This is a genomic window from Pseudomonas sp. LBUM1671 (assembly GCF_059695685.1).
In genome coordinates this window covers 3105387-3125573 of sequence record NZ_CP166782.1, presented here as the reverse complement: position 1 = coordinate 3125573, position 20187 = coordinate 3105387, and the positions used below count along the sequence as shown (strand labels likewise).

Annotated in this window: 17 protein-coding genes; 5 read left to right on the top strand and 12 right to left on the bottom strand. The window is 61.5% G+C overall.

The genetic code is table 11. From position 1 onward, the window contains the following. The first annotated feature begins 50 nt into the window (after window positions 1-50). Window positions 51-695 carry an MliC family protein gene (locus ACA060_RS14350; RefSeq protein ID WP_497318086.1) on the top strand — a complete coding sequence of 215 codons (645 nt, stop codon included), beginning with the start codon at window positions 51-53 and terminating at the stop codon, window positions 693-695. A 28-nt stretch (window positions 696-723) separates the two neighbouring features. Here the strand turns inward: ACA060_RS14350 and ACA060_RS14345 are convergent, their stop codons facing one another. The 12 genes from ACA060_RS14345 to ACA060_RS14290 form a co-directional block, all read right to left on the bottom strand. After that, window positions 724-1164, bottom strand: coding sequence for a CBS domain-containing protein (locus ACA060_RS14345; protein ID WP_109631260.1), 441 nt, complete (start codon window positions 1162-1164; stop codon window positions 724-726). 27 nt (window positions 1165-1191) lie between these two features. Further along, window positions 1192-1569 carry a nitrite reductase small subunit NirD gene (nirD, locus tag ACA060_RS14340; RefSeq protein WP_497318084.1) on the bottom strand — a complete coding sequence of 126 codons (378 nt, stop codon included), beginning with the start codon at window positions 1567-1569 and terminating at the stop codon, window positions 1192-1194. Then, a complete protein-coding gene (gene nirB / locus ACA060_RS14335; protein ID WP_497318082.1) occupies window positions 1569-4130 on the bottom strand; it encodes a nitrite reductase large subunit NirB in 2562 nt (853 codons plus the stop codon). The genes nirD and nirB overlap by 1 nt, the downstream gene beginning before the upstream one ends. Window positions 4131-4464: 334 nt before the next feature. Next, entirely contained in the window at window positions 4465-5805 is a 1341-nt protein-coding gene (locus ACA060_RS14330) for a glutamine synthetase family protein (protein ID WP_497318080.1), read from the bottom strand. 20 nt (window positions 5806-5825) lie between these two features. Continuing rightward, window positions 5826-6380: a helix-turn-helix domain-containing protein gene (locus ACA060_RS14325; protein WP_109631250.1), complete on the bottom strand. Its 555-nt coding sequence runs from the start codon at window positions 6378-6380 to the stop codon at window positions 5826-5828. 25 nt (window positions 6381-6405) lie between these two features. Beyond that, complete coding sequence (locus tag ACA060_RS14320) at window positions 6406-7695, bottom strand: NAD(P)/FAD-dependent oxidoreductase (RefSeq protein WP_497318078.1); 1290 nt, start codon at window positions 7693-7695, stop codon at window positions 6406-6408. Between the two features lie 68 nt (window positions 7696-7763). Continuing rightward, on the bottom strand, window positions 7764-8906 hold the full coding sequence (locus tag ACA060_RS14315; RefSeq protein WP_497318242.1) for a patatin-like phospholipase family protein: 1143 nt from the start codon (window positions 8904-8906) through the stop codon (window positions 7764-7766). 144 nt (window positions 8907-9050) lie between these two features. Then, complete coding sequence (locus tag ACA060_RS14310; protein WP_497318076.1) at window positions 9051-9515, bottom strand: MaoC family dehydratase; 465 nt, start codon at window positions 9513-9515, stop codon at window positions 9051-9053. Window positions 9516-9536: 21 nt separating this feature from the next. Next, window positions 9537-10268: a hypothetical protein gene (locus ACA060_RS14305; protein WP_497318074.1), complete on the bottom strand. Its 732-nt coding sequence runs from the start codon at window positions 10266-10268 to the stop codon at window positions 9537-9539. Continuing rightward, the gene (locus ACA060_RS14300; protein ID WP_497318072.1) at window positions 10265-11353 is read right to left on the bottom strand and encodes an AI-2E family transporter; all 1089 of its coding nucleotides are present in this window, start codon (window positions 11351-11353) and stop codon (window positions 10265-10267) included. The genes ACA060_RS14305 and ACA060_RS14300 overlap by 4 nt, the downstream gene beginning before the upstream one ends. A gap of 76 nt (window positions 11354-11429) precedes the next feature. After that, window positions 11430-12065 carry a response regulator transcription factor gene (locus ACA060_RS14295; RefSeq protein ID WP_109631233.1) on the bottom strand — a complete coding sequence of 212 codons (636 nt, stop codon included), beginning with the start codon at window positions 12063-12065 and terminating at the stop codon, window positions 11430-11432. A 4-nt stretch (window positions 12066-12069) separates the two neighbouring features. Next, window positions 12070-14346, bottom strand: a complete 2277-nt coding sequence (locus ACA060_RS14290) for a PAS domain-containing sensor histidine kinase (RefSeq protein WP_497318070.1) — start codon at window positions 14344-14346, stop codon at window positions 12070-12072. 231 nt (window positions 14347-14577) lie between these two features. Between ACA060_RS14290 and ACA060_RS14285 the strand changes: the two genes are divergently transcribed. The 4 genes from ACA060_RS14285 (at window position 14578) to ACA060_RS14270 (ending at window position 20147) form a co-directional block, all read left to right on the top strand. After that, window positions 14578-16200: an acyl-CoA synthetase gene (locus ACA060_RS14285; RefSeq protein WP_109631224.1), complete on the top strand. Its 1623-nt coding sequence runs from the start codon at window positions 14578-14580 to the stop codon at window positions 16198-16200. A 114-nt stretch (window positions 16201-16314) separates the two neighbouring features. Next, window positions 16315-16641 carry a DUF485 domain-containing protein gene (locus tag ACA060_RS14280; RefSeq protein WP_109631221.1) on the top strand — a complete coding sequence of 109 codons (327 nt, stop codon included), beginning with the start codon at window positions 16315-16317 and terminating at the stop codon, window positions 16639-16641. After that, window positions 16641-18311, top strand: coding sequence for a cation acetate symporter (locus ACA060_RS14275; protein WP_497318068.1), 1671 nt, complete (start codon window positions 16641-16643; stop codon window positions 18309-18311). The genes ACA060_RS14280 and ACA060_RS14275 overlap by 1 nt, the downstream gene beginning before the upstream one ends. A gap of 63 nt (window positions 18312-18374) precedes the next feature. Next, the gene (locus ACA060_RS14270) at window positions 18375-20147 is read left to right on the top strand and encodes an acyl-CoA dehydrogenase C-terminal domain-containing protein (protein ID WP_497318066.1); all 1773 of its coding nucleotides are present in this window, start codon (window positions 18375-18377) and stop codon (window positions 20145-20147) included. The last annotated feature ends 40 nt before the right edge of the window (window positions 20148-20187 follow it).

The following is a 20187-nucleotide window of genomic DNA, read 5'->3' as shown; positions in this document are numbered from 1 at the left end:
GTACACCCACGGCAATCCGGGCATCAAGCAATGATCTGGGTGAAGCCAACATGAAAACGGTCACGGCCCTTTTCACCTGTCTGCTCGCTGCCAGCGTGTGCGCGGCGGTGAGCACCTGCGCCAATGCAGCCCCCCCTCCCGGCATCGACTGCACCCAGGCAAAAGCCTCCGTCGAAAAGCTGATCTGTCGCGATCCGCAACTGATGCAGATGGACAATGAACTGACGCGCCTTTATCGATTGGCACTCACGGATCAACGCTCAGTGCCGCCCCCGGACAGCATCATCATCGACCAGCAGTTCTGGATCGCGGCCCGCAACGAGTGTGCCTCGGGACCGGAGCAAAAAGCCTGCATCATCCGAAGTTATGCCGAGCGCGCGCACCTGCTGCGCCAAGGCTCGGCCATTGTCCGAACCAAGGATCCGGACCGACTCACCGAAGGCCCCCTGGCGTATCGTTGCGCAGGGTTAAACGCGCTGATTGCCGCCACCTTCTTCAGCACACAACCGGGTGTCGTGTACCTGAAATGGGCCAACACCGCGATCACCCTGAACCAGGTACCGAGCGAATCAGGCACCCGCTATACCGGCAAGGATTACCAGGGTAACTACAGTTTCTGGCAGGACGGCGGCGTGGTGCTTTTCCAGAAACCAGGCTCACGGGAAATGAGTTGCACCGTCGAGCCGGTCGGCTGATGGCCTTGGCGCAAGACCACCCACCGTCTCAATGCCCGCGAATGTAATGCTCCAGCTGCCGAATCAGATCGGCCTGCTCGACGATGGCTTCCTTGACCAGATCGCCAATCGACAACAGGCCGATCAGTTCACCGTCGTCCACCACCGGCAAATGACGCAGATGGCTGTCGGTCATGACTTCCATGCAGCGCTCGATGCTCTGCTGACTCGGCGCCGTCACCACCGGCGCGCTCATGATGTCACGCACCGGCGTGCCCACGGAAGAACGCCCCTGCAACACGACCTTGCGGGCGTAATCGCGCTCGCTGATCACCCCGACCACCTGGCCTTTCTCGATGACGGGAAGTGCCCCGACGTTCTTTTCGGCCATGAGCTTCAAGGCGTCCAGCACCATCTCGTCAGGCGCGATGCTGTGCACCTGACGGTTTTGCACGACCTTGAGTTTGAGCAGCTGTGCGGCTGTTTTCATACATGCCTCCAATGCCGTTAATGACCGTCAAACCACCCCGACTTCCACCACCCCGCCGTTCAACCGCACTGGCCAGACCCGCAAACGCTGTTGCGGGTACTCCAGGCAACTGCCGTCCTCAAGCCGGAAATGCTGTTTGTAGATCGGCGACGCAACCACCAGATCACCCTTGATGCTGCCAATCAGGCCGCGGCCGATGACATTCGCCCCGGATTGCGGGTCATGGTTGTCGATGGCGAAAAGGGTCTTGCCCTCAGCGCCTGGCAGGTAGAACAGCGCCACTTGCGCGCCGTCGAGCCACACGACCACGCCGGAGTTGCTGACCAGGTCCTGTTGTTCGCACACGGTTTGCCAGGCGTCGGCGGTTTCCAGGGAAGCGATGCGGCGGGTAGTGGGCTGGCTCATCAGGCAATCTCCTCGGTGACAGGGATAAGGTTGAGTTCGGCGGCCATAATCGGGCGCCGCTGGCCGCGTTCCTGGACAAAGTGGATGTCCGGGTCCGGGCGTTTATCGTTAACGAAGGTGCGGAAACGCTTGAGTTTTTCCGGGTCCTTGAGGGCGTTGGCCCACTCGCATTCATAACGGTCGACCACCAACTGCATCTGCGATTCGAGCTCTTCACCCAGGCCAAGGCTGTCGTGGATGATCACGTCCTTGAGGAAATCGAGGCCGCCTTCCAGGCTTTCACGCCATACCGAAGTACGCTGCAATTTGTCGGCGGTGCGGATGTAGAACATCAGGAAGCGGTCGATGTAGCGGATCAGGGTTTCATCGTCCAGGTCAGTGGCAAACAGCTCGGCGTGACGCGGGCGCATGCCGCCGTTGCCGGCGATGTAAAGGTTCCAGCCTTTCTCGGTGGCGATCACGCCGACGTCTTTGCTCTGGGCTTCGGCGCATTCACGGGTGCAACCGGACACCGCGAACTTGAGCTTGTGCGGCGAGCGCAGGCCTTTGTAGCGATCCTCGATGGTCAGCGCCATTTGCACGCTGTCCTGCACGCCGTAACGGCACCAGGTGCTGCCGACGCAAGACTTCACCGTGCGAGTCGATTTACCGTAGGCATGCCCGGTTTCGAAGCCCGCTTCAATCAGCTCGGCCCAGATGTCCGGCAACTCGTGCAACTGCGCGCCAAACAGGTCGATGCGCTGGCCGCCAGTGATTTTGGTGTAGAGGTCGTATTTCTTCGCCACCACGCCGATGGCGATCAGTTTGTCGGCGGTGATCTCGCCACCGGGGATGCGCGGCACCACCGAATAGGTGCCGTTTTTCTGCATGTTGGCCATGAACGTATCGTTGGTGTCCTGCAACGGCACCAGTGAGGCGTCCATGATCGGCTGGTTCCAGCACGACGCGAGGATCGAGCCCACCGCCGGCTTGCACACGTCGCAACCGGTGTGACCGCGGCCATGCTTGGCAAGCAGTTCTTCGAAGGTGATGACGCCTTCAACCCGTACCAGCGCATAAAGCTCCTGACGGGTGTAGGCAAAGTGTTCGCACAGGCTCTTGTCGACGCTGACGCCACGGGCGATCAGCTCATGCTCGAACACTTGCTTGAGCAACCCGGCACAACCGCCGCATCCGGTGCAGGCCTTGGTTTTCGACTTGAGCAGGCCGAGGTCGGTGCAGCCACCGTCGATGGCCGAGCAGATGGAACCCTTGGTGACGTTGTGGCACGAGCACACCGTGGCCGACTCAGGCAATGCGCCTGGGCCCAGGGTTGGCGCGCCTTCGGACGACGGCAGAATCAGGCTCGCAGGTTCCGCCGGCAGTGCGATCGCGTTCTGCATGTATTGCAGCAGCGTGTCGTAATAGCTGTTGTCACCGACCAGCACCGCGCCAAGCACATGTTTGCCGGTCGCATCCACCACCAGGCGGCGGTAGCTGGCGGTGGTTTCGTCGATGAACTGGTAGCTGCGCGAGCCCGGCGTGCTGCCGTGCGCATCGCCGATGGAGCCGACGTCGACGCCCAACAGCTTGAGCTTGGTCGACATGTCCGCGCCCATGAACGGCTCGACGGCTTCGTTGCACAACAGCGCCGCTACGCCGCGCGCCATCTGGTAACCCGGGGCGACCAGGCCAAAAATACTGCCATTCCACGCGGCACACTCGCCGATGGCATAGATGTGCGGATCGCTGGTCAGGCATTGGTCGTCAATCACCACGCCGCCACGCGGTCCGACTTCCAGCGAGCTCTGGCGGGCCAAGGTGTCTTGGGCGCGGATACCGGCGGAAAACACGATCAGGTCGGTTTCAAGGAATTCGTCATTGGCGAAGTTCATCCGATAGCGGTATTCCTCGCCGGCGCTGATCGATTGAGTGCCGCGTGACAGGTGCACACCGACGCCGAGGCGTTCGATCTGTGCCTTGAGCGCACGACCGCCCTGCTCGTCCAGCTGCACCGGCATCAAGCGCGGGGCGAATTCCACCACATGGGCTTCCAGGCCCAGGCTTTTCAGGGCATTGGCGGCTTCCAGCCCAAGCAAGCCACCGCCGACGACCACGCCGCGTCGGGCATTGGACGCAGCGGTGCGGATCGCATCGAGGTCTTCAAGGGTGCGGTACACCAGGCGCGAATCGCCCTCGGCGCCTTCGATCGGCGGCACAAATGGGTAGGACCCGGTGGCCAGGACCAGTTTGTCGTAAGCGACGCAGCCTTGGGCGGTGATCAGCTGGCGTTGGGCGCGGTCGATTTCCAGGACCGGCACACCCAAATGCAAGGTGACGCCCGGGGTCTGGTACAGCGAAGCTTCACCCAAGGCGAGCGATTCGGCATCACGGCCGGCGAAGTATTCGGAAAGGTGCACGCGGTCGTAGGCACGCATCGGCTCCTCGCTGAAGACGTGCAGCCAATAGTGATCAAGCGCCCCGCGCTCGATCAGCTGTTCGACACAATGGTGTCCGACCATGCCGTTACCGATCACGATCAGCGTTTGCAGCTTGTTCAACGCGGCCACATTGGAATTCATAAGAAGCACCCGGCTAAGCCCATCACGGTTCAAAAAGCAAAAAAAAACGCCTGAAACCTTGCGGTTCCAGGCGTCTTTGCCTGTTCTTTTGCGGTGTTGAAACCAGACGTCTATGCCTGACCCACCGATGTTGCCCACGAATCGATCGTCGTTGACCGAGGGGGCTGCCCACTCGACTGCGTTTACGGTGGGCCTGATCGATGTAATGCAGCGATTGTGCCAAGCGCTGAATATCAGTGTTTTAAGGCTTGCGCCGGGGTTTGTCAGGGATCGGTTCTGCCGTTTCTGCCTTGGCGTAGTGCATGACGCACCACGAAAGCTTTATAAAAGTGCATTACAGATACCAGCGATACTCCCGGGCACTGATCTCCTGCATGAACGCCAGATGATCCTGGCGCTTGTTCTCGCAATACACATCGACGAACTCCGCGCCCAGCCCTTCGCGCAGCTGCGGTTGATGCTGCATGGCGCGCACCGCTTCGAGCATTTCCAGCGGGAAGTCGACCCCGCTGTTGCGGTCTTCGTTAAGCGGCAGGATCGGTTCGTTGCCCGCTTCCAGGCCATGTTCGAGTCCCACCAGAATCGCCGCCAGCACCAGGTATGGGTTGGCATCGGCACCCGACAGGCGATGTTCGATGCGCAGGTTTTTCGCATCGGATTCCGGAATGCGCAGGCACGCATCACGATCCTCAAAGCCCCAACTCGCCCGAGTGGCGATGTTCGTCGTGCCGCCCAGACGGCGAAACGCGTTCTGGTTCGGTGCGAAAATCGGCATGCAATGCGGCAGCAATTCCAGGCAGCCCGCCACGGCATGACGCAGAGATTGCTGCTGATTCGCGGCGAGGATGTTGTTGCCGGCTGCGTCGTAAAGGCTGACGTGCACATGCATGCCGCTGCCCGGGTGCTGCAAGTAAGGCTTGGCCATGAAACTGGCGCGGTAGCCGTGTTTCAGGGCCACGCCCCGGGTGCTGCGACAAAACAACGCCGCCCAGTCCGCCGCGCGCAAACCATCATCGAGATGGCCGAAATTGATTTCGAACTGGCCCGGGCCGAGTTCGGCGGTGATCACCGTGGTGTCGATGCCTTGCGCCTGCGACGTCTCGACCATGTCATCAAGCACCGGCGCAAAGCGCGACAGGCGCTCGATGTGCATGTTCGGTTGATCGTCGGCATCGTCGGTCAGGTCATCCCGGGGAAACTGCGGCAGCCCGTCGCGCAGCTTTTTATCGAACAGATAGAACTCGAGTTCGAATGCCACCACCGGATGAATGCCCTTGCCGGCGAGCCGGTCCAACACCTGCGCCAGCACCTGGCGCGGTTCGAACACGATCGGTTGCTCGGTGCCGTCCGAGGTGATCAGCATTTGCCCCAGCGGTTGCGCTTCCCAGCTCACCGGTTTGAGTGTGCCCGGCACCAGGCGGCGCAGCGCATCCGGGTCGCCGTCGTTAAAGCAGTAGTCGCCAATCTTGAACAATCCACCTTGTACACCCAGCAGCACGCAGTTTTGCGGCAGCTTCAGCGCGCTGCCGGCCGCGACCTTTTCCAGCATTTCAACGGGATAGCGCTTGCCGTAGAAGTGCCCCGGAATGTCCAGGGAAATCAGGTCGACATAACGTACATCAGGGTGGCGTTGGCGAAAGGCGCGCACCTCGGCCAGCAGATCAGCGTCCATCATGGTTGGTCCTATTGTGGTTGTCAGGTGTAGACCCAGAGCACTCGCGTGAGCTGCTCGGTGAGGTTGCCGTAGCGGCAACGGGTATGGCTGTCGAACTGAAAGCTGTCGCCGGCCTGCAAGGTGACGGCCTCGTCATCGCCCAGCCACAGCGTCAACTCGCCTTCGAGCACGTAACCGCCCTGCTCCGAGCTGTCACTCAAGTGCCGCTCGCCACTGCTGGCGCCGGCTTCGAGGTGACTTTCGAGCATGGAAAATGACGCCCGCATCTTCGGCGACACCAGAATGTCGGTGATGCCATTGGCGTAATACAGCGTACGGCGTTCATCCGGCCGGGTGACCCACGGCAGTTCCTTGGGTTTGGGCAGGCTGTAGAAGTAAGTGGTCGGCACGCCCAGGGTTTCGCTGATCGCCGTCAGGTCGGCCACGGTGGGCCGTGACAGGCCGCGTTCGACCTGTGACAGAAAGCCGACGGAACGACCGATCTGGTCGGCCAAGTCCTTCAAGGTGTATTTCTTGTGCTTGCGCAGGTCGTGAATAAGGATCGCCAGCGCAGCGATTTCTTCTTGCTTGTTCATGCCCGGAATTCCGCCAAGTGATTCATCAGATGCTGTCGCGCAGTCGATACCACGCCTTGCCGATGGCTTCCAGCGGCGCGGCCAGGTATTTACCGCCGGGGAAGCTGGGGTTACTCAAGCCCTGATACAACGCCAGTTCATCGCTCTGGCCGAGAATCGCGTCGGACACGGCGCGGGCGGCGGCCAGCGTCGGCAGTACGCCATGCCCGGAGTAACCCTGAAGCCAGTAGCGATCACCCCAACGGCCAATGTCCGGCGTGCGTTTAAGCGTCAGGTCGATATGCCCGCCCCAGGCGAATTCCAGCTCGACGCCTTTGAGCTGCGGGAAAACCCGTTCCAGAAATGGCCGGGTCGCACCGGCAATGTCCTTGGGCATGCCGCCCAGGTAAGTGCAGCCGCCGCCGAACAGCAAGCGGTTGTCCGGCGTACGACGGAAATAGTCGAGAACGAACTGGTTGTCGGTGACGCAGACATTGCTCGGCAACAGCGCCGTGGCCTGCTCGGCTGTCAGCGGTGCGGTGGCGACTTGATAAGTGCCCACCGGCAACACGCAACTGGCGAGTTGCGGGTCGAGCCGATCGAGATAGGCATTGCAGGCCAGCACCAGCACATCCGCGCGAATGGACCCGCGCTCGGTGTGCACCAGGAACTGACCGCCCTCCTCTCGGTAACTCAACGCCTTGCTTTGTTCATGGATACGCCCGCCCGCATGTTCGATGGCGGTGGCCAGGCCGAGGGCCAGTTTCAACGGATTAAGATGCCCACCCTCGGGGTCATAGAGTCCGGCCTGATAGCGCTCGCTGGCCACCCACTCCGGCAGTTGCTCACGATGGATGAACTGCAAACCATCGTGGCCCCACTTGTGACTGGCTTCGCGCTGCCACTCGGTGAGCAGACCGACCCGACGGGGCATCACCGATGTCCACAAATGGCCGGCGCGATAATCACAGTCGAAGCCATGACGCGCCGGCAATTCACGCAACTCTTTCGCAGCCCAGCGCATGCCGTCCCACAACCGTCGCGCGCGTTCGTAGCCCAGCGCCGCTTCCAGGGGCGGCATGTCGCACGACCAGCCGAGAATCGCCTGCCCGCCATTGCGCCCCGATGCGGCCCACGCCACGCGGCTGGCTTCCAGCAGCGTCACGCGTTTGCCGGCCAAGGCCAGGCGCAGCGCAGTGTGCAAACCGCTGAAGCCGGCGCCGATGATCACCACCTCAGTGGTTTGCTCGCCGCAAAGCGCTGGCCGAGTGGTCAGGCGATCGGCGCAACTGTGGGCGTAATAGCTGGCGACATGCTGCGTGGACTGCTGAAACATACAAGCCTCATGAAATTATCTTTTTATAATTTCATGAAAAACTACAGCATAATTTTCATTCGGACAACTCAGGTGTGCGGCGATTTATGCCACGGATAGCCCTTCGTGCTGAGTTGGAAGGCGTAATCGAACAGACGCTTCATGTACTCGCCATCGAATTTCTGATTGCGCGGACAGATAAAATCGCCGCCGATGTACGCCAGATTGAAGTCCGCGCCATCCTGCTGGGCGATCCGGTAAATGTGATTGAGGTCGCTGATCCCCTGGGTCTGGATCAAGGTGCTGATGGCCCGGCCGCCGATGCTCAAGGTGCGGCGCTTGGTGCCGGCCCACTGCGGTTCCAGTTTGCCGTTGCGAATGACGTAGAAATGCCGGGCCTGGCGGATACGCGCGCCGGCCACGCTGTTCAGCGCTATCACCGTGCCCGGCGGGTAAAGGAACACTTGAGTGAGGACGCCTCCGTCGACGTGCATTTCCTGAAACTGTTGGCCGTCGACCTCCACATCGATCATGACCGGTGAAACGGCGCCGGGAATGCTCATCGAGGCGATCATGATGTTGCGAAACAGGTGCAGCGCGCCCGGTGCTCCGCTGGAAGCAATCGCGCCCATGTTCCAGGTGACGGGACGCCCGGCATCGAGGTCGGTGGTGCCGATCATCAGCAGCCGTCCCTTGGCGTATTGCGCGGCGATGGCCGCCAGCACGTCGGCGGTGATGTACTTGGCAATGAGGCGCGCCAGCGGCTTGCTGTCTGCGATGCCGTCGCTGGCCAGGCGGGTCAGCACACTTCGCGCATGGAAAACATCTTTCGGACCGATTGCGCTGCAGATTCCCAGAATGATGTTGTCGTACTCAGGCCCCAGGTAAGCGAACGGTGCGACCAGGGCGCCCGCGCTGATACCAGTGACGACTTTGAAAGGCGGTCGGCTCCCATGCAAGCTCCAGCCGGCGATGATGCCCGCCGCAAAGGTGCCGGCGTCGCCGCCCCCCGAAATGGCCAGGTAGTAAGCCAGTGGCAGCGCGTCGGGGGGCAACTCTGTGTCGGCGAGCGCCTCGACCTCGCGATCATTGGCCAGGCTGGCATCCCGGATGAACGACGTCAGGTCCCGGTCCAGCCAGTAACGCGCATTCGGGATGCCCGGGATGACCGCTTGTTCCGTCAGTTCTTGCGGCACCGCGTCACGGCGTTGCAGGCAACCTTCACGCAACATGTTCATCGTTGAGGCGCTGGGCCTGGGCAGAAATGGTTTCACAACGCCTCCTCCGGTCCCTGCCATCGACAGAGCGCACTCGACTGACTCGGTGAAATCTGGCCTGCGCCATCATGCGCGTGCCCTGAAACCTATAACTACTTTTCAGTCAGGCGGCGGTCTCCTGAAGACCAACAGTTTGCCAGTGGCTCGCTGCACCACCTTGTCATTCTGATTGAGGGTTTCCATGAACATCGTCACCACGCCCCGGTCGGGCTTGGTGCTGGACGGGTCGATGGCCTGCACGGTGCATTGCAGGTGCAACAGGTCATCGGGGTAAGTCGGTGTCGGCCAGCTCAGTTCGATGCCTAACCCGATGATGCCGTCCGCCAACGGTACGCTGTCCACCAGCAGTTTCATGGTCAACGCAGCGGTGTTCCAGCCGCTGGCGGCCAGGCCACGGAACAGGCTCATCTCGGCGGCCTCAGGGTCGAGGTGAAACGGTTGCGGGTCGTACTCCTGAGCGAAGGCCAGCATTGAGGCGCGATGGACGCGCAGGCTGTCGCTTTCGAACTGCTGACCCAGGCTCAGGTCATCCAGGTAGAGCTTTTCCCAGGCATGTACGGTCATGATTGATCCCTCCGCGTCGCATCAGGAATAGCCGATTTCGCTCAGGTCGATGGCCACCAGCAACGCATCCTTGTTGGCCTGGCCGTCCCACCCGCGTCGGTAGGCACGCCGCTTGCCGGGCATGCGCAGCCCGTCAGCTTCGATGTAGTCAGACACATACTGGGCGGCCGGCATGGCGCCACTGACGTCGACGTTGTAGTCGTGTCGACGCAGCAAAAAGTCTGCGCCGAAGTAGAAATCCTGTACGGCGCAGTGGGTGGCGATGTGCTCGGGGAAGTGCACCCGCAAGCGGCGCCAGTCTTGTGATCCTTCTTGCCACGGCTCGATTTCTTCGGTCACCACACCGGGCAAGGCAAACAGGAAAGGCATGGTCAGGTAGGACCAGAGTGCATAGCCGTTGAAGTAGGCGCGATGCAGTGGGTCCCACGGGGTGTCTACGTCGTGATCGCGGAAGGATTCCCGGGGTGCCTGGCGCTCGGCGATCACCGTGCCGTCCGTGGTTTCGATGGCGATTCTGTCGGGTGTATAGGCGGTCCGTTTATCCGGGCCGCCGAAGGGCGTTACCGAGGCTTTCTGTTCATGCAGCCAAACGGTCATCTGGCGAGGGGCGCTGTCCTGGGTCAGCCCTTTCGCGCCCCAGAGCGAACCGCCGGTCACCAGCGTGGCGCGTACGGTTTTGAAGCTGTTCCAGCGCTCCAGACCACCATGGGCGATCAGCACCTGATCCAGCAGTTCTTGGTCCTGCGCAGTCATAGTGGCGGCCCTCCTCCTTCCGGCGGTCGATCCTGCACCCATTGCCAGAATAATTGATAGCCGACGGCAAGCACCACCGGGCCGATGAACAGCCCGATGATGCCGCTGGTGACCATGCCGCCCAAGGCGCCAATCAGCACCACCGGCATCGGCACATCGACACCGCGCCCCAACAGTAAAGGTTTGAGGACGTTGTCCACCAGGCCGGCGATGAACACATAGATGGCGAAAATAATGGTCGCGGTGTTGGCGCCTTCCGTGGCGAAGACAAAGGCAATCACTGGCAACGTAATCAGGCTCACTGGCAACTGCATGATGCCAAGCAGCAGCACCGCCAAGGCCAACAGGCCGGCACCGGGGATGCCCTTGAAGACAAAACCGAGCCCGACCAGCAGCATCTGGATAAAAGCGATACCCACCACGCCCAGTGCGACCGCACGGATGGTCGCGGTGCACAGTTCGGCGATTTTATGCCCCTTGACTGGACCGCTGAATCTTGACGCAATCTGAACGGCGGCGCGGCTGCCGCCTTCACCATGGGCCATGAAGATTCCGGCGATGATCAAGGCCACGATGAACATCAGGAAACCCATGCCGACGCCGGCCAGTTTGCCCAACAGGCCCAGGCTGACGTGTTTGATCTGCGGTATGTACTTCTCCGTCAGGTCAGGCAGATTGGTTGAGGCCTGTATCCATAGATCAGTGAGCGGCTGGCCGACCACCGGCCAACTGGCGACTGACGGGGCCGGTGGCGGAATATGAAAGCCGCCACTCTTGACGACTTCCATCGCCCGCTCGACCGAATCGGCAATCGAGGTGCCCAGCAGGTAGATCGGCACCATCAGGATAACAATGGCGATCAAAATGATCAGCGTCGCCACGTGCCCTGGTTTGTGGCTCCCCCTGAGTCGCTCTTGCAGCGGATAGAGGGTGATCGCCAGGATCAGCGACCACAGCATCAGGTCGCGAAACGGGCTGAATATCTCGAAACAAAAAAGCACCAGGACAGCGATCAACCCGGCACGAATCAGCACATCGAGCAGCGTGCGTGCGAGCGTTTTCTCGGAAAAGGGCGTGGGCTCCACGGATGCCTCCTTGCAGGTCACTGCAACGGTGGGGATGGTTAGCCCAGCATAGACGCTCAATACCCGGCGCGAGGCCTCAACGCAGTTTCAGCGGATCGACCAGTCCGGCGGCAATGGCCATGCCCACCAGGTCCGGCAGCGTATTGGCCTGCATGCGCTTCATCACACGCGAGCGATACAGGTCGACGGTTTTTGCGCTGACGCCCAGTTGCTCGGCGATTTCCCGGGTGGTGTAACCCTGCACCAGCGGCAGCAAGACATCGCGCTCGCGGGGGGTCAGTGTCAGCAAGCGGGCCTGCAAGGCGTCATGGCCGTGATTGCCCGAACGGTTGGCGGCGCAGTTGCTGAGCGCCTGCTGCACGCTGTCCAGCAACAACTGCTCGTTGTAGGGTTTCTCGATGAAATCATGGGCGCCGGCCTTGAACGCCCGCACCACGATTGGCACATCGGCGTGCCCGCTGACGAAAATGATCGGCAGGTTCAGCTCCCGAGCGCGCATTTCTTCCTGCACGTTCAAACCGCCCATGCCGGGCATGCGCACATCGAGCAGCACGCAGGCATCGAGCGTGGCATCGCAGGCACTGAGAAACTCCACACCGCTGGTGAACGGCAAGGCCTTGAGCCCGACCGATTCCAGCAGCCAGACCGTTGAATCGAGCATGCCCTGGTCATCGTCGACCACATACACCACGTGCTCCGTCACACCTGCCATTGAATTATTCCTGTTGTTGTTTTGTTGGACCGGCCAGCGGCAAGCGGCAACACATCAGCAGGCCGACCGGTTGACGTCGGGCCTGCAATTCACCGCCGAAACCTTCAATGATGCTGCGGCTCATGGACAAGCCAAGGCCCAGGCCATCGGCCTTGCTGGTATAGAACGGGGTAAATATCTGCTCCAGTTCGGGCTCGCTGACGCCCGGCCCCTGGTCTTGCACACGGATTTCCACGGTGGCACCACCGCCCTGCTCCGCCGTCATCACGATCAGCGAGGGCTGCCCCGGATGTTGTTCGCGGTTGGCGTCGATGGCGTTGCGCAACAGATTGAGCAGTACTTGCTCGAGCAACACCCGGTCGGCATAAACGGGCGGCAGATTATCCGGCAGTCGATCCTCGATTGTCACTTGGCAATTGCTCGCTTCCCAGGCGCACAAACGCACGGCTTCGCGGGCGACGTCGGTAAAATTCAGCGCCTGCATGCGCCGCTGGCCCTTGCGCAGAAACGCCCGTAGACGCTTGATCACTTCCGAGGCATGGGTGGCGTGTTGGGTGATACGTTGCAGCCCTTGGGCCACTCGTTCGGCAGCCTGCGGGTTGGAATCGAGCGTCTGCAAATAGCGCTGGCTGGCATTGGCGTAATTGACCACGGCGGCCAATGGCTGGTTGATTTCGTGGGCAATGCCCGAGGCCAGTTCGCCCAGCGTGACCAGCCGTGCGGTGTGCGCCAGTTCGTCTTGATGGCGGCGCTGTTGCACCTCGCGCAGTTCGCGCTCGGTCATGTCCCGGGCGACTAAGGAGTAATAGCGCTCGCCGCCGGCCGAACGGTGCGCCAGCAGCACCAGCGACACCGGCACTGACGTGCCGCCACCGGGGGGCTGCAGCCGCGCATCGGTGCTCCACACGCCGTCACGTTCGGCGCAGCTCCAGCCGTCACGTTGCAGGCGTGTCAGGTCAGCACTGGCGAACAACTGCGCCAGGGCCGGCATCGGTTGCTGCTCATCGATGCCGAGGATGCGCCGCGCCGCCGGGTTGAGGTAAGTCACTTGCCCGTCAGGGTCGATAAACAACACCGGATCGGTGTTGGCCTCGACCACTTCGGCCAGGCGCCGCTTGTTCTCTTCGGCCTGCACCCGGGCGGTGATGTCCCGGGACACGCTGACCACTTCAACCACCGCGCCGGTGTAGGTTTCGCGAATCGCCCGGCTGGCGGTTTCGAACCACAGGTAATGCCCGGCACGGTGGCGAATGCGGTACGTCATCGTGTGATATCCGTCCTGCTCCAGCGCATCCCGGGCGCGCTGTACCAGATTGGCCAGGTCCTGGCCATGGAACAGGCCCTGGGCCATTTGCCCGCGCAGCTCTTCGGGCCAGTAGCCGAGCAATGTCCAGGACGCTGGCGAAGCATCGAGAAAACGCCCGTCCGGGGTGTGGCGGGAAATCAGGTCGGTGGTGTTCTCGATGATCAGTCGATACAACCGGCGTGCCGTGGCGGCTTCGCGCTCGGCCAGCACTTGTACCGTGGCGTCGCGGCAACGGGCGAGCACGCGGTTGTCCTGGGGATCGGGGATAAATGTCCAGATCAGGATCTGCGCTTCGAACTGCGCTTCAACCCCTTCGATAGCGCGCTGTTGATCAAGGCAGGCGCGCACCAGCACCCGGTGATTGACCGGCAGAAAACCCAGCACCTCGGTCAGCGGCTTTTCCGCGAGCAACGCCAGCAACGCCGCGTTGAACTCCAGCGGCCGGCCCTGTGCATCAAGCAACAGACTCGGTTGCGGATCGTGGCCTAACAGCGGCGACCCCCGCAGCATGCCGTTGACGCTGCTGAGCAAGGTGGTCAGCAAATCCTGAACCCAGCCCAGCCAGTCAAGGCTCACGCCGTCACAGACTTCCACCAGCAACAGGCCTGCCTGACCCGCCTGCAACGCCAGATCAAATACCTGACCGTGGCTGATCGCGGCGCGGCGCAACCGCCCGGACAGCCAGCAATCGAGTTGCCGCACCTGGGCCAGGTCCAGGCGGCCGGTTTCGCCCAGCCGATCAAACAGCAACTGATCGCTGGCTAGCGACGGATCGCCCAGGCCCGGCGGGAAATGCTGTGCGGCGCCTTCGTGGCTGTAAATGCGCGCTGTGGGTTGCCAGCTCAGATAAACCGCCCGGCGTACCTCGGGACATTCCTGCAACGCTCGGCACAACGCATCCGCCCGGGCGGCCAGGGACACGCCCTCGCGTTGCAGGCGCAACCAGCTGTGCAATCGAACGGGAGTCAGGGTCATCACAGGTCCGCTTTGTCCGGGGGAGCCAAGAATATACCGGCGCCAGAGGTATCGCCGCATTCATTTGGACACCGAAGAATCAAATATAGTACATATACTATACTGCGTAGGTTGTACTTCCATATGCATGGCAGATTGTTATATAAAGCAGACCGGACATAAAGGATGACCTCAGCGGCTAAGCTGAACAGGCCATCCATAGAGCTAACAATCAGCCACCGAGTACCCGTCATGTCGATCTATGAACAAGGGCTAGGCCCTTCGGCTGTCAATCACATTGCTTTGTCTCCGCTCAGCTTCATCGAGCGCACTGCCAGCGTTTACCCCCACTACCCGGCCGTGATCCACGGTTCGATCCGTCGTACCTGGGCGCAGACCTACACCCGTTGCCGTCGTCTGGCCTCGGCGCTGGCCGGTCGCGGTATCGGCAAGAACGACACCGTGGCGGTGATGCTGCCCAACATCCCCGAGATGCTGGAAGTGCATTTCGGCGTGCCGATGATCGGTGCAGTGCTCAACCCGCTCAATGTGCGTCTGGATGCCGAAGCCATTGCCTTCATGCTGCAGCATGGTGAAGCCAAGGTGCTGATCACCGACCGCGAGTTCCATGATGTGATTCATGCCGCCATCGGCATGCTCGATCACCCGCCGCTGGTCATCGACGTCAATGACCCGGAATACGGTGAAGGCCAGGCCGTCAGCGACCTGGACTATGAAGCGCTGCTGGCCGAAGGCGATCCGGATTACGCCTGGCAGTGGCCGGCCGACGAGTGGCAAGCCATCTCGTTGAACTACACCTCCGGCACCACCGGCAACCCGAAAGGCGTGGTTTACCACCATCGCGGCGCGTACCTGAACTCGCTGGGCAACCAGATGACCTGGGCCATGGGCAACCATCCGGTGTACCTCTGGACCCTGCCGATGTTCCACTGCAACGGTTGGTGCTACCCGTGGATCATCACCGCAATGGCCGGCGTGCATGTGTTCCTGCGCCGCGTCGATCCGCAGAAAATCCTCACCCTGATCCGCGAGCATCAGATCACGCACCTGTGCGCTGCACCGATCGTGCTCAATGCCTTGGTCAACATGCCGGAATCGGCGAAAGCGGCCATCGATCACCCGGTCAACGCCATGGTTGCCGGCGCTGCACCACCGGCCAAAGTGATCGGCGCTGTCGAAGAGATGGGCATCAAGGTCACCCACGTCTACGGCCTGACCGAAACCTATGGCCCGGTAACGCTCTGCGCCTGGCATGCCGAATGGGATGAGTTGCCGCTGGAAGAACGGGCACAGATCAAATCCCGTCAGGGTGTGCGCTACCCGACGCTCGAAGGCGTGATGGTCGGCGATTCGAAGACCCTGGAACCGACCCCACGCGACGGTCAGACCATCGGTGAGATCTTCATGCGCGGCAACACTGTGATGAAGGGCTACCTGAAGAACCCGACTGCCACCGCCGAAGCATTCGAAGGCGGCTGGTTCCACACCGGTGATCTGGCGGTGTGTCATCCCAACGGTTATGTCGAGATCAAGGACCGGCTCAAGGACATCATCATTTCCGGCGGCGAGAACATTTCCACCATCGAACTGGAAGGCGTGCTCTATCGCCATCCGGGCGTGATGGAAGCCGCCGTGGTCGCCCGTCCCGATGAAAAATGGGGCGAAACGCCTTGCGCCTTCGTCACCTTGAAGGCCGATCACCAGGACGTGCGCGAGGCCGACATCATCAGTTTCTGCCGTGAGCACCTGGCCGGTTTCAAAGTCCCGCGCACGGTGATTTTCACCCTGCTGCCGAAAACATCCACCGGCAAGATCCAGAAGTACGTCCTGCGCGACAGGGCTAAAGCGCTCTAACCCGAACCGACGTTGTCCCCACCCGGCGGCAGGTGCCTTACCTGCCGCTTCGGGCTCGTGCACGCCGAATTCAGCCCCGTTCAAACGCCTATAACAACACATGTGGAGCCACCCATGATCGACATCCATTCAACCGATACCCAACGTTGCGAACGCATTCGGACCAATCCGAAGTTCCTGCAATTGGTCAGCAGCCGTTCGCGCCTGGCCTGGTCGCTGAGCGCTGCGGTGCTGGGCACTTACTACGGGTTCATGCTGGTCGTGGCGTTTGCCCCGCAGTGGCTGCATGCGCCGCTCGCCGAACATCGGATGTTGACCCTGGGTATGCCAGTGGGCGCGGCAATCATCATTTTTTCCTGGCTGCTGACTGGCTGGTACGTCTACCGCGCCAACACGCGCTTCGATGCACTGGGCGCCGCCATTCTCGAGGAGAGCAAGTAATGAACCTGCTTCGTAAGCTCGTCCTCGCCGCTGCCGGCCTGTTGCCGGCCTCCATCGCCCTCGCTGCCCCGGCCGTGGGCGCAGTGGAAAAACAACCGCTAAATCTGCACGCCATCGGCATGTTCTTCGTCTTCGTGCTGGGCACGCTGGCGATTACCTGGTGGGCCGCGCGGCAAACCAAATCCACGTCGGACTTCTACACCGCGGGCGGTGGCATCACCGGGTTCCAGAACGGTCTGGCGATTGCCGGTGACTACATGTCCGCCGCCACGCTGCTGGGGCTGTCCAGCCTGGTATTCGCCAAGGGCTACGACGGCTTCATCTATACCATCGGCTTCTTTGTCGGCTGGCCGATCATCACCTTCCTGATGGCCGAGCGTCTGCGCAACCTTGGCCGCTACACCTTCGCCGACATCGTGTCCTATCGCCTGGACCAGAACAAAGTGCGGATCTTCGCCGCGTTCGGTTCGCTGACGGTGGTGTGCTGCTACCTGATCGTGCAGATGGTCGGTGCCGGTCAATTGATCAAATTGCTGTTTGGTCTCGATTACCCGGTTGCCGTGGTGATTGTTGGCGCGTTGATGCTGGTCTACGTGATTTTCGGCGGCATGATCGCCACCACTTGGGTGCAGATCATCAAGGCGGTGTTGCTGCTCGCCGGCGGCACCACCCTCGCGGTGATGGCCATGTCGCAGTTCGGTTTCAGCTACGAAACCCTCGCCGACAAAGCCGTCCAGGCCCATGCCAGTGGCTGGAACATCATGGGCCCGGGCTCGATGCTCGCCGACCCGATCAACACCGCTTCCATGTCCCTGGGCCTGGTGTTCGGGATTGCCGGCCTGCCGCACATCCTGATGCGATTCTTCACCGTGCCCAACGCCAAGGAAGCGCGTAAGTCGGTGTTCTACGCCACCGGTTTCATCGGCTTCTTCTTCCTCGTTGTGTGCACCCTGGGCTTTGCCGCGATGGTCATCATCGGCACCGACCCGCAGTACTACGTTAATGGTGAAGTCGGCGGTGCCTTGATCGGCGGCGGCAACATGGTTGCCATGCACCTGGCCAAAGCGGTCGGTGGCAACTTGTTCTTCGGTTTCCTCTCGGCGGTGGCCTTCGCCACCATTCTGGCGGTGGTGTCCGGGCTGGCCCTGGCCGGTGCCTCGGCAATTTCCCATGACCTCTACGCCACGGTGTTCAAGAAAGGCAAAGCCAGTCAGAAAGAGGAAATGCGTGTGACGCGCATGGCCACGGTTGGCCTGGGCATCATCGCGATTCTGCTGGGCATTCTGTTCGAGAAGATGAACGTTGCGTTCCTGGTGGGCCTGACCTTCGGTATCGCCGCGTCAACCAACTTCCCGGTGCTGATCATGGCCATGTACTGGAAAGGCCTGACCACCAAAGGCGCGATCATCGGCGGTTTCGCCGGCCTGATCTGCGCGCTGGTGCTGGTGATCCTGTCGCCAGCCGTCTGGGTCACCGTACTCGGTCATGCCCAAGCGATCTTCCCGTACGACCACCCGGCACTGTTCTCCATGCCGCTGGCGTTCTTCGTGATCATCGTCGTCTCCAAACTCGACCGCAGCGTGCGGGCCGACAAGGAGCGTGATGCCTACGCCGACCAGTTCGTTCGTGCCCAGACCGGCCTCGGCGCTGCCAGCGCTTCCGCTCATTGATTGAAAGGGCACGGCCTGCCATTGCAGCGCCGTGCCCACCGCACACCTTTTGAGGTTCACGTTATGCCCGAATTCAACGCCCCGCTGCGCGACATGCGCTTTGTGCTGCATGAAGTGTTCGATGCCCCGGCCCTGTGGGCGCGCTTGCCGGCCTTGGCCGACAATGTCGACGCCGACACCGCTGACGCCATTCTTGAGGAAGCGGCGAAAGTCACCTCGCACCTGATTGCGCCGTTGAATCGCAGCGGCGACGAAGAAGGCGCCCAGTGGCTCGATGGCCAGGTCAGCACACCGATCGGCTTCAAACAGGCTTATGCCACCTTCATTGAAGGCGGCTGGGTGGGCCTTTCCGGTAACGCCGATTTCGGCGGCATGGGCATGCCGAAGATGCTCGCCGTGCAGTTCGAAGAAATGCTTTACGGCGCCAACTCAAGTTTCGCCCTGTATTCGGCATTGAGTTCCGGTGCTTGCCTGGCACTGGATGCCCACGCCAGCGAGAGCCTGAAAAAAATCTATCTGCCGCCGATGTACGAAGGTCGCTGGGCCGGCTCGATGTGCCTGACCGAAGCCCACGCCGGCACCGACCTGGGGATCATCCGCACCCGCGCCGAACCTCAGGCTGACGGCAGCTTCAGCATCACCGGCAGCAAGATCTTCATCACCGGTGGTGATCAGGACCTGACCGAAAACATCGTTCATCTGGTGCTGGCCAAACTGCCGGATGCGCCTGCGGGGCCGAAAGGTATCTCGCTGTTCGTCGTGCCCAAGGTGCTGGTCAATGCCGACGGTTCACTCGGCGATGCCAACGCCGTGAGCTGCGGTTCGATCGAACACAAGATGGGCATCAAGGCCTCGGCCACCTGCGTGATGAACTTCGACGGCGCCAGCGGTTGGCTGGTCGGCGAGGCCAACAAAGGCCTGGCGGCGATGTTCACCATGATGAATTACGAGCGCCTGTCCATCGGCATTCAGGGCATTGGCTGCGCCGAAGCGTCCTATCAGAGCGCCGTGGCGTATGCCCGCGAACGTGTGCAGAGCCGCTCCCCGACCGGTGCGATTGCCCCGGACAAAGTGGCTGACCCGATCATCGTCCACCCGGATGTGCGGCGCATGCTGCTGAGCATGAAAGCCATGACCGAAGGTGGCCGTGCGTTTGCCAGTTATGTAGGACAGCAACTGGACCTGGCGAAGTTTTCCGATGACGCCAAGGAGCGCGACAGCGCCCAGACCCTGGTCGCGCTGCTGACGCCAGTGGCCAAAGCGTTCTTCACCGACACCGGTCTGGAAAGCTGCATCAACGGCCAGCAAGTCTTCGGCGGCCATGGCTACATCCGCGAATGGGGCCAGGAACAATTGGTCCGTGACGTGCGCATCGCGCAGATCTACGAAGGCACCAACGGTATTCAGGCGCTGGACCTGCTCGGTCGCAAAGTGCTGGCCGATAGCGGCTTCGCGCTGCGTCAATTCACCGGGGAGATCCGTCGTTTCGCCCATCAGCCCGACGCGCCCTACTCCGTGCAACTGTTCGATGCCGTGCAGCGTCTGGAAAACCTCAGCGACTGGCTGCAAGACCAGGCCGCGACCAATCGCAACGAAATCGGCGCGGCTTCGGTCGAGTATTTGCACCTGTTCGGTTACGTCGCCTACGCCTGGCTCTGGGCGCGCATGGCCCAGGTCGCGAAGAAAAAACTCAGCGACGACCCCAAGTTTTACGGCGCGAAGATCGCCACCGCCGATTTCTACATCCGTCGCCTGCTCCCGCGCACGTTGAGCCTGGAGCATTCCATTCTCGCCGGCAGCGCCTCGTTGTACGGCCTGAGCGCCGAACAGTTCTAACGATTGAACCGACGCGGCGCCACGCTCCTCTCGATTCGGC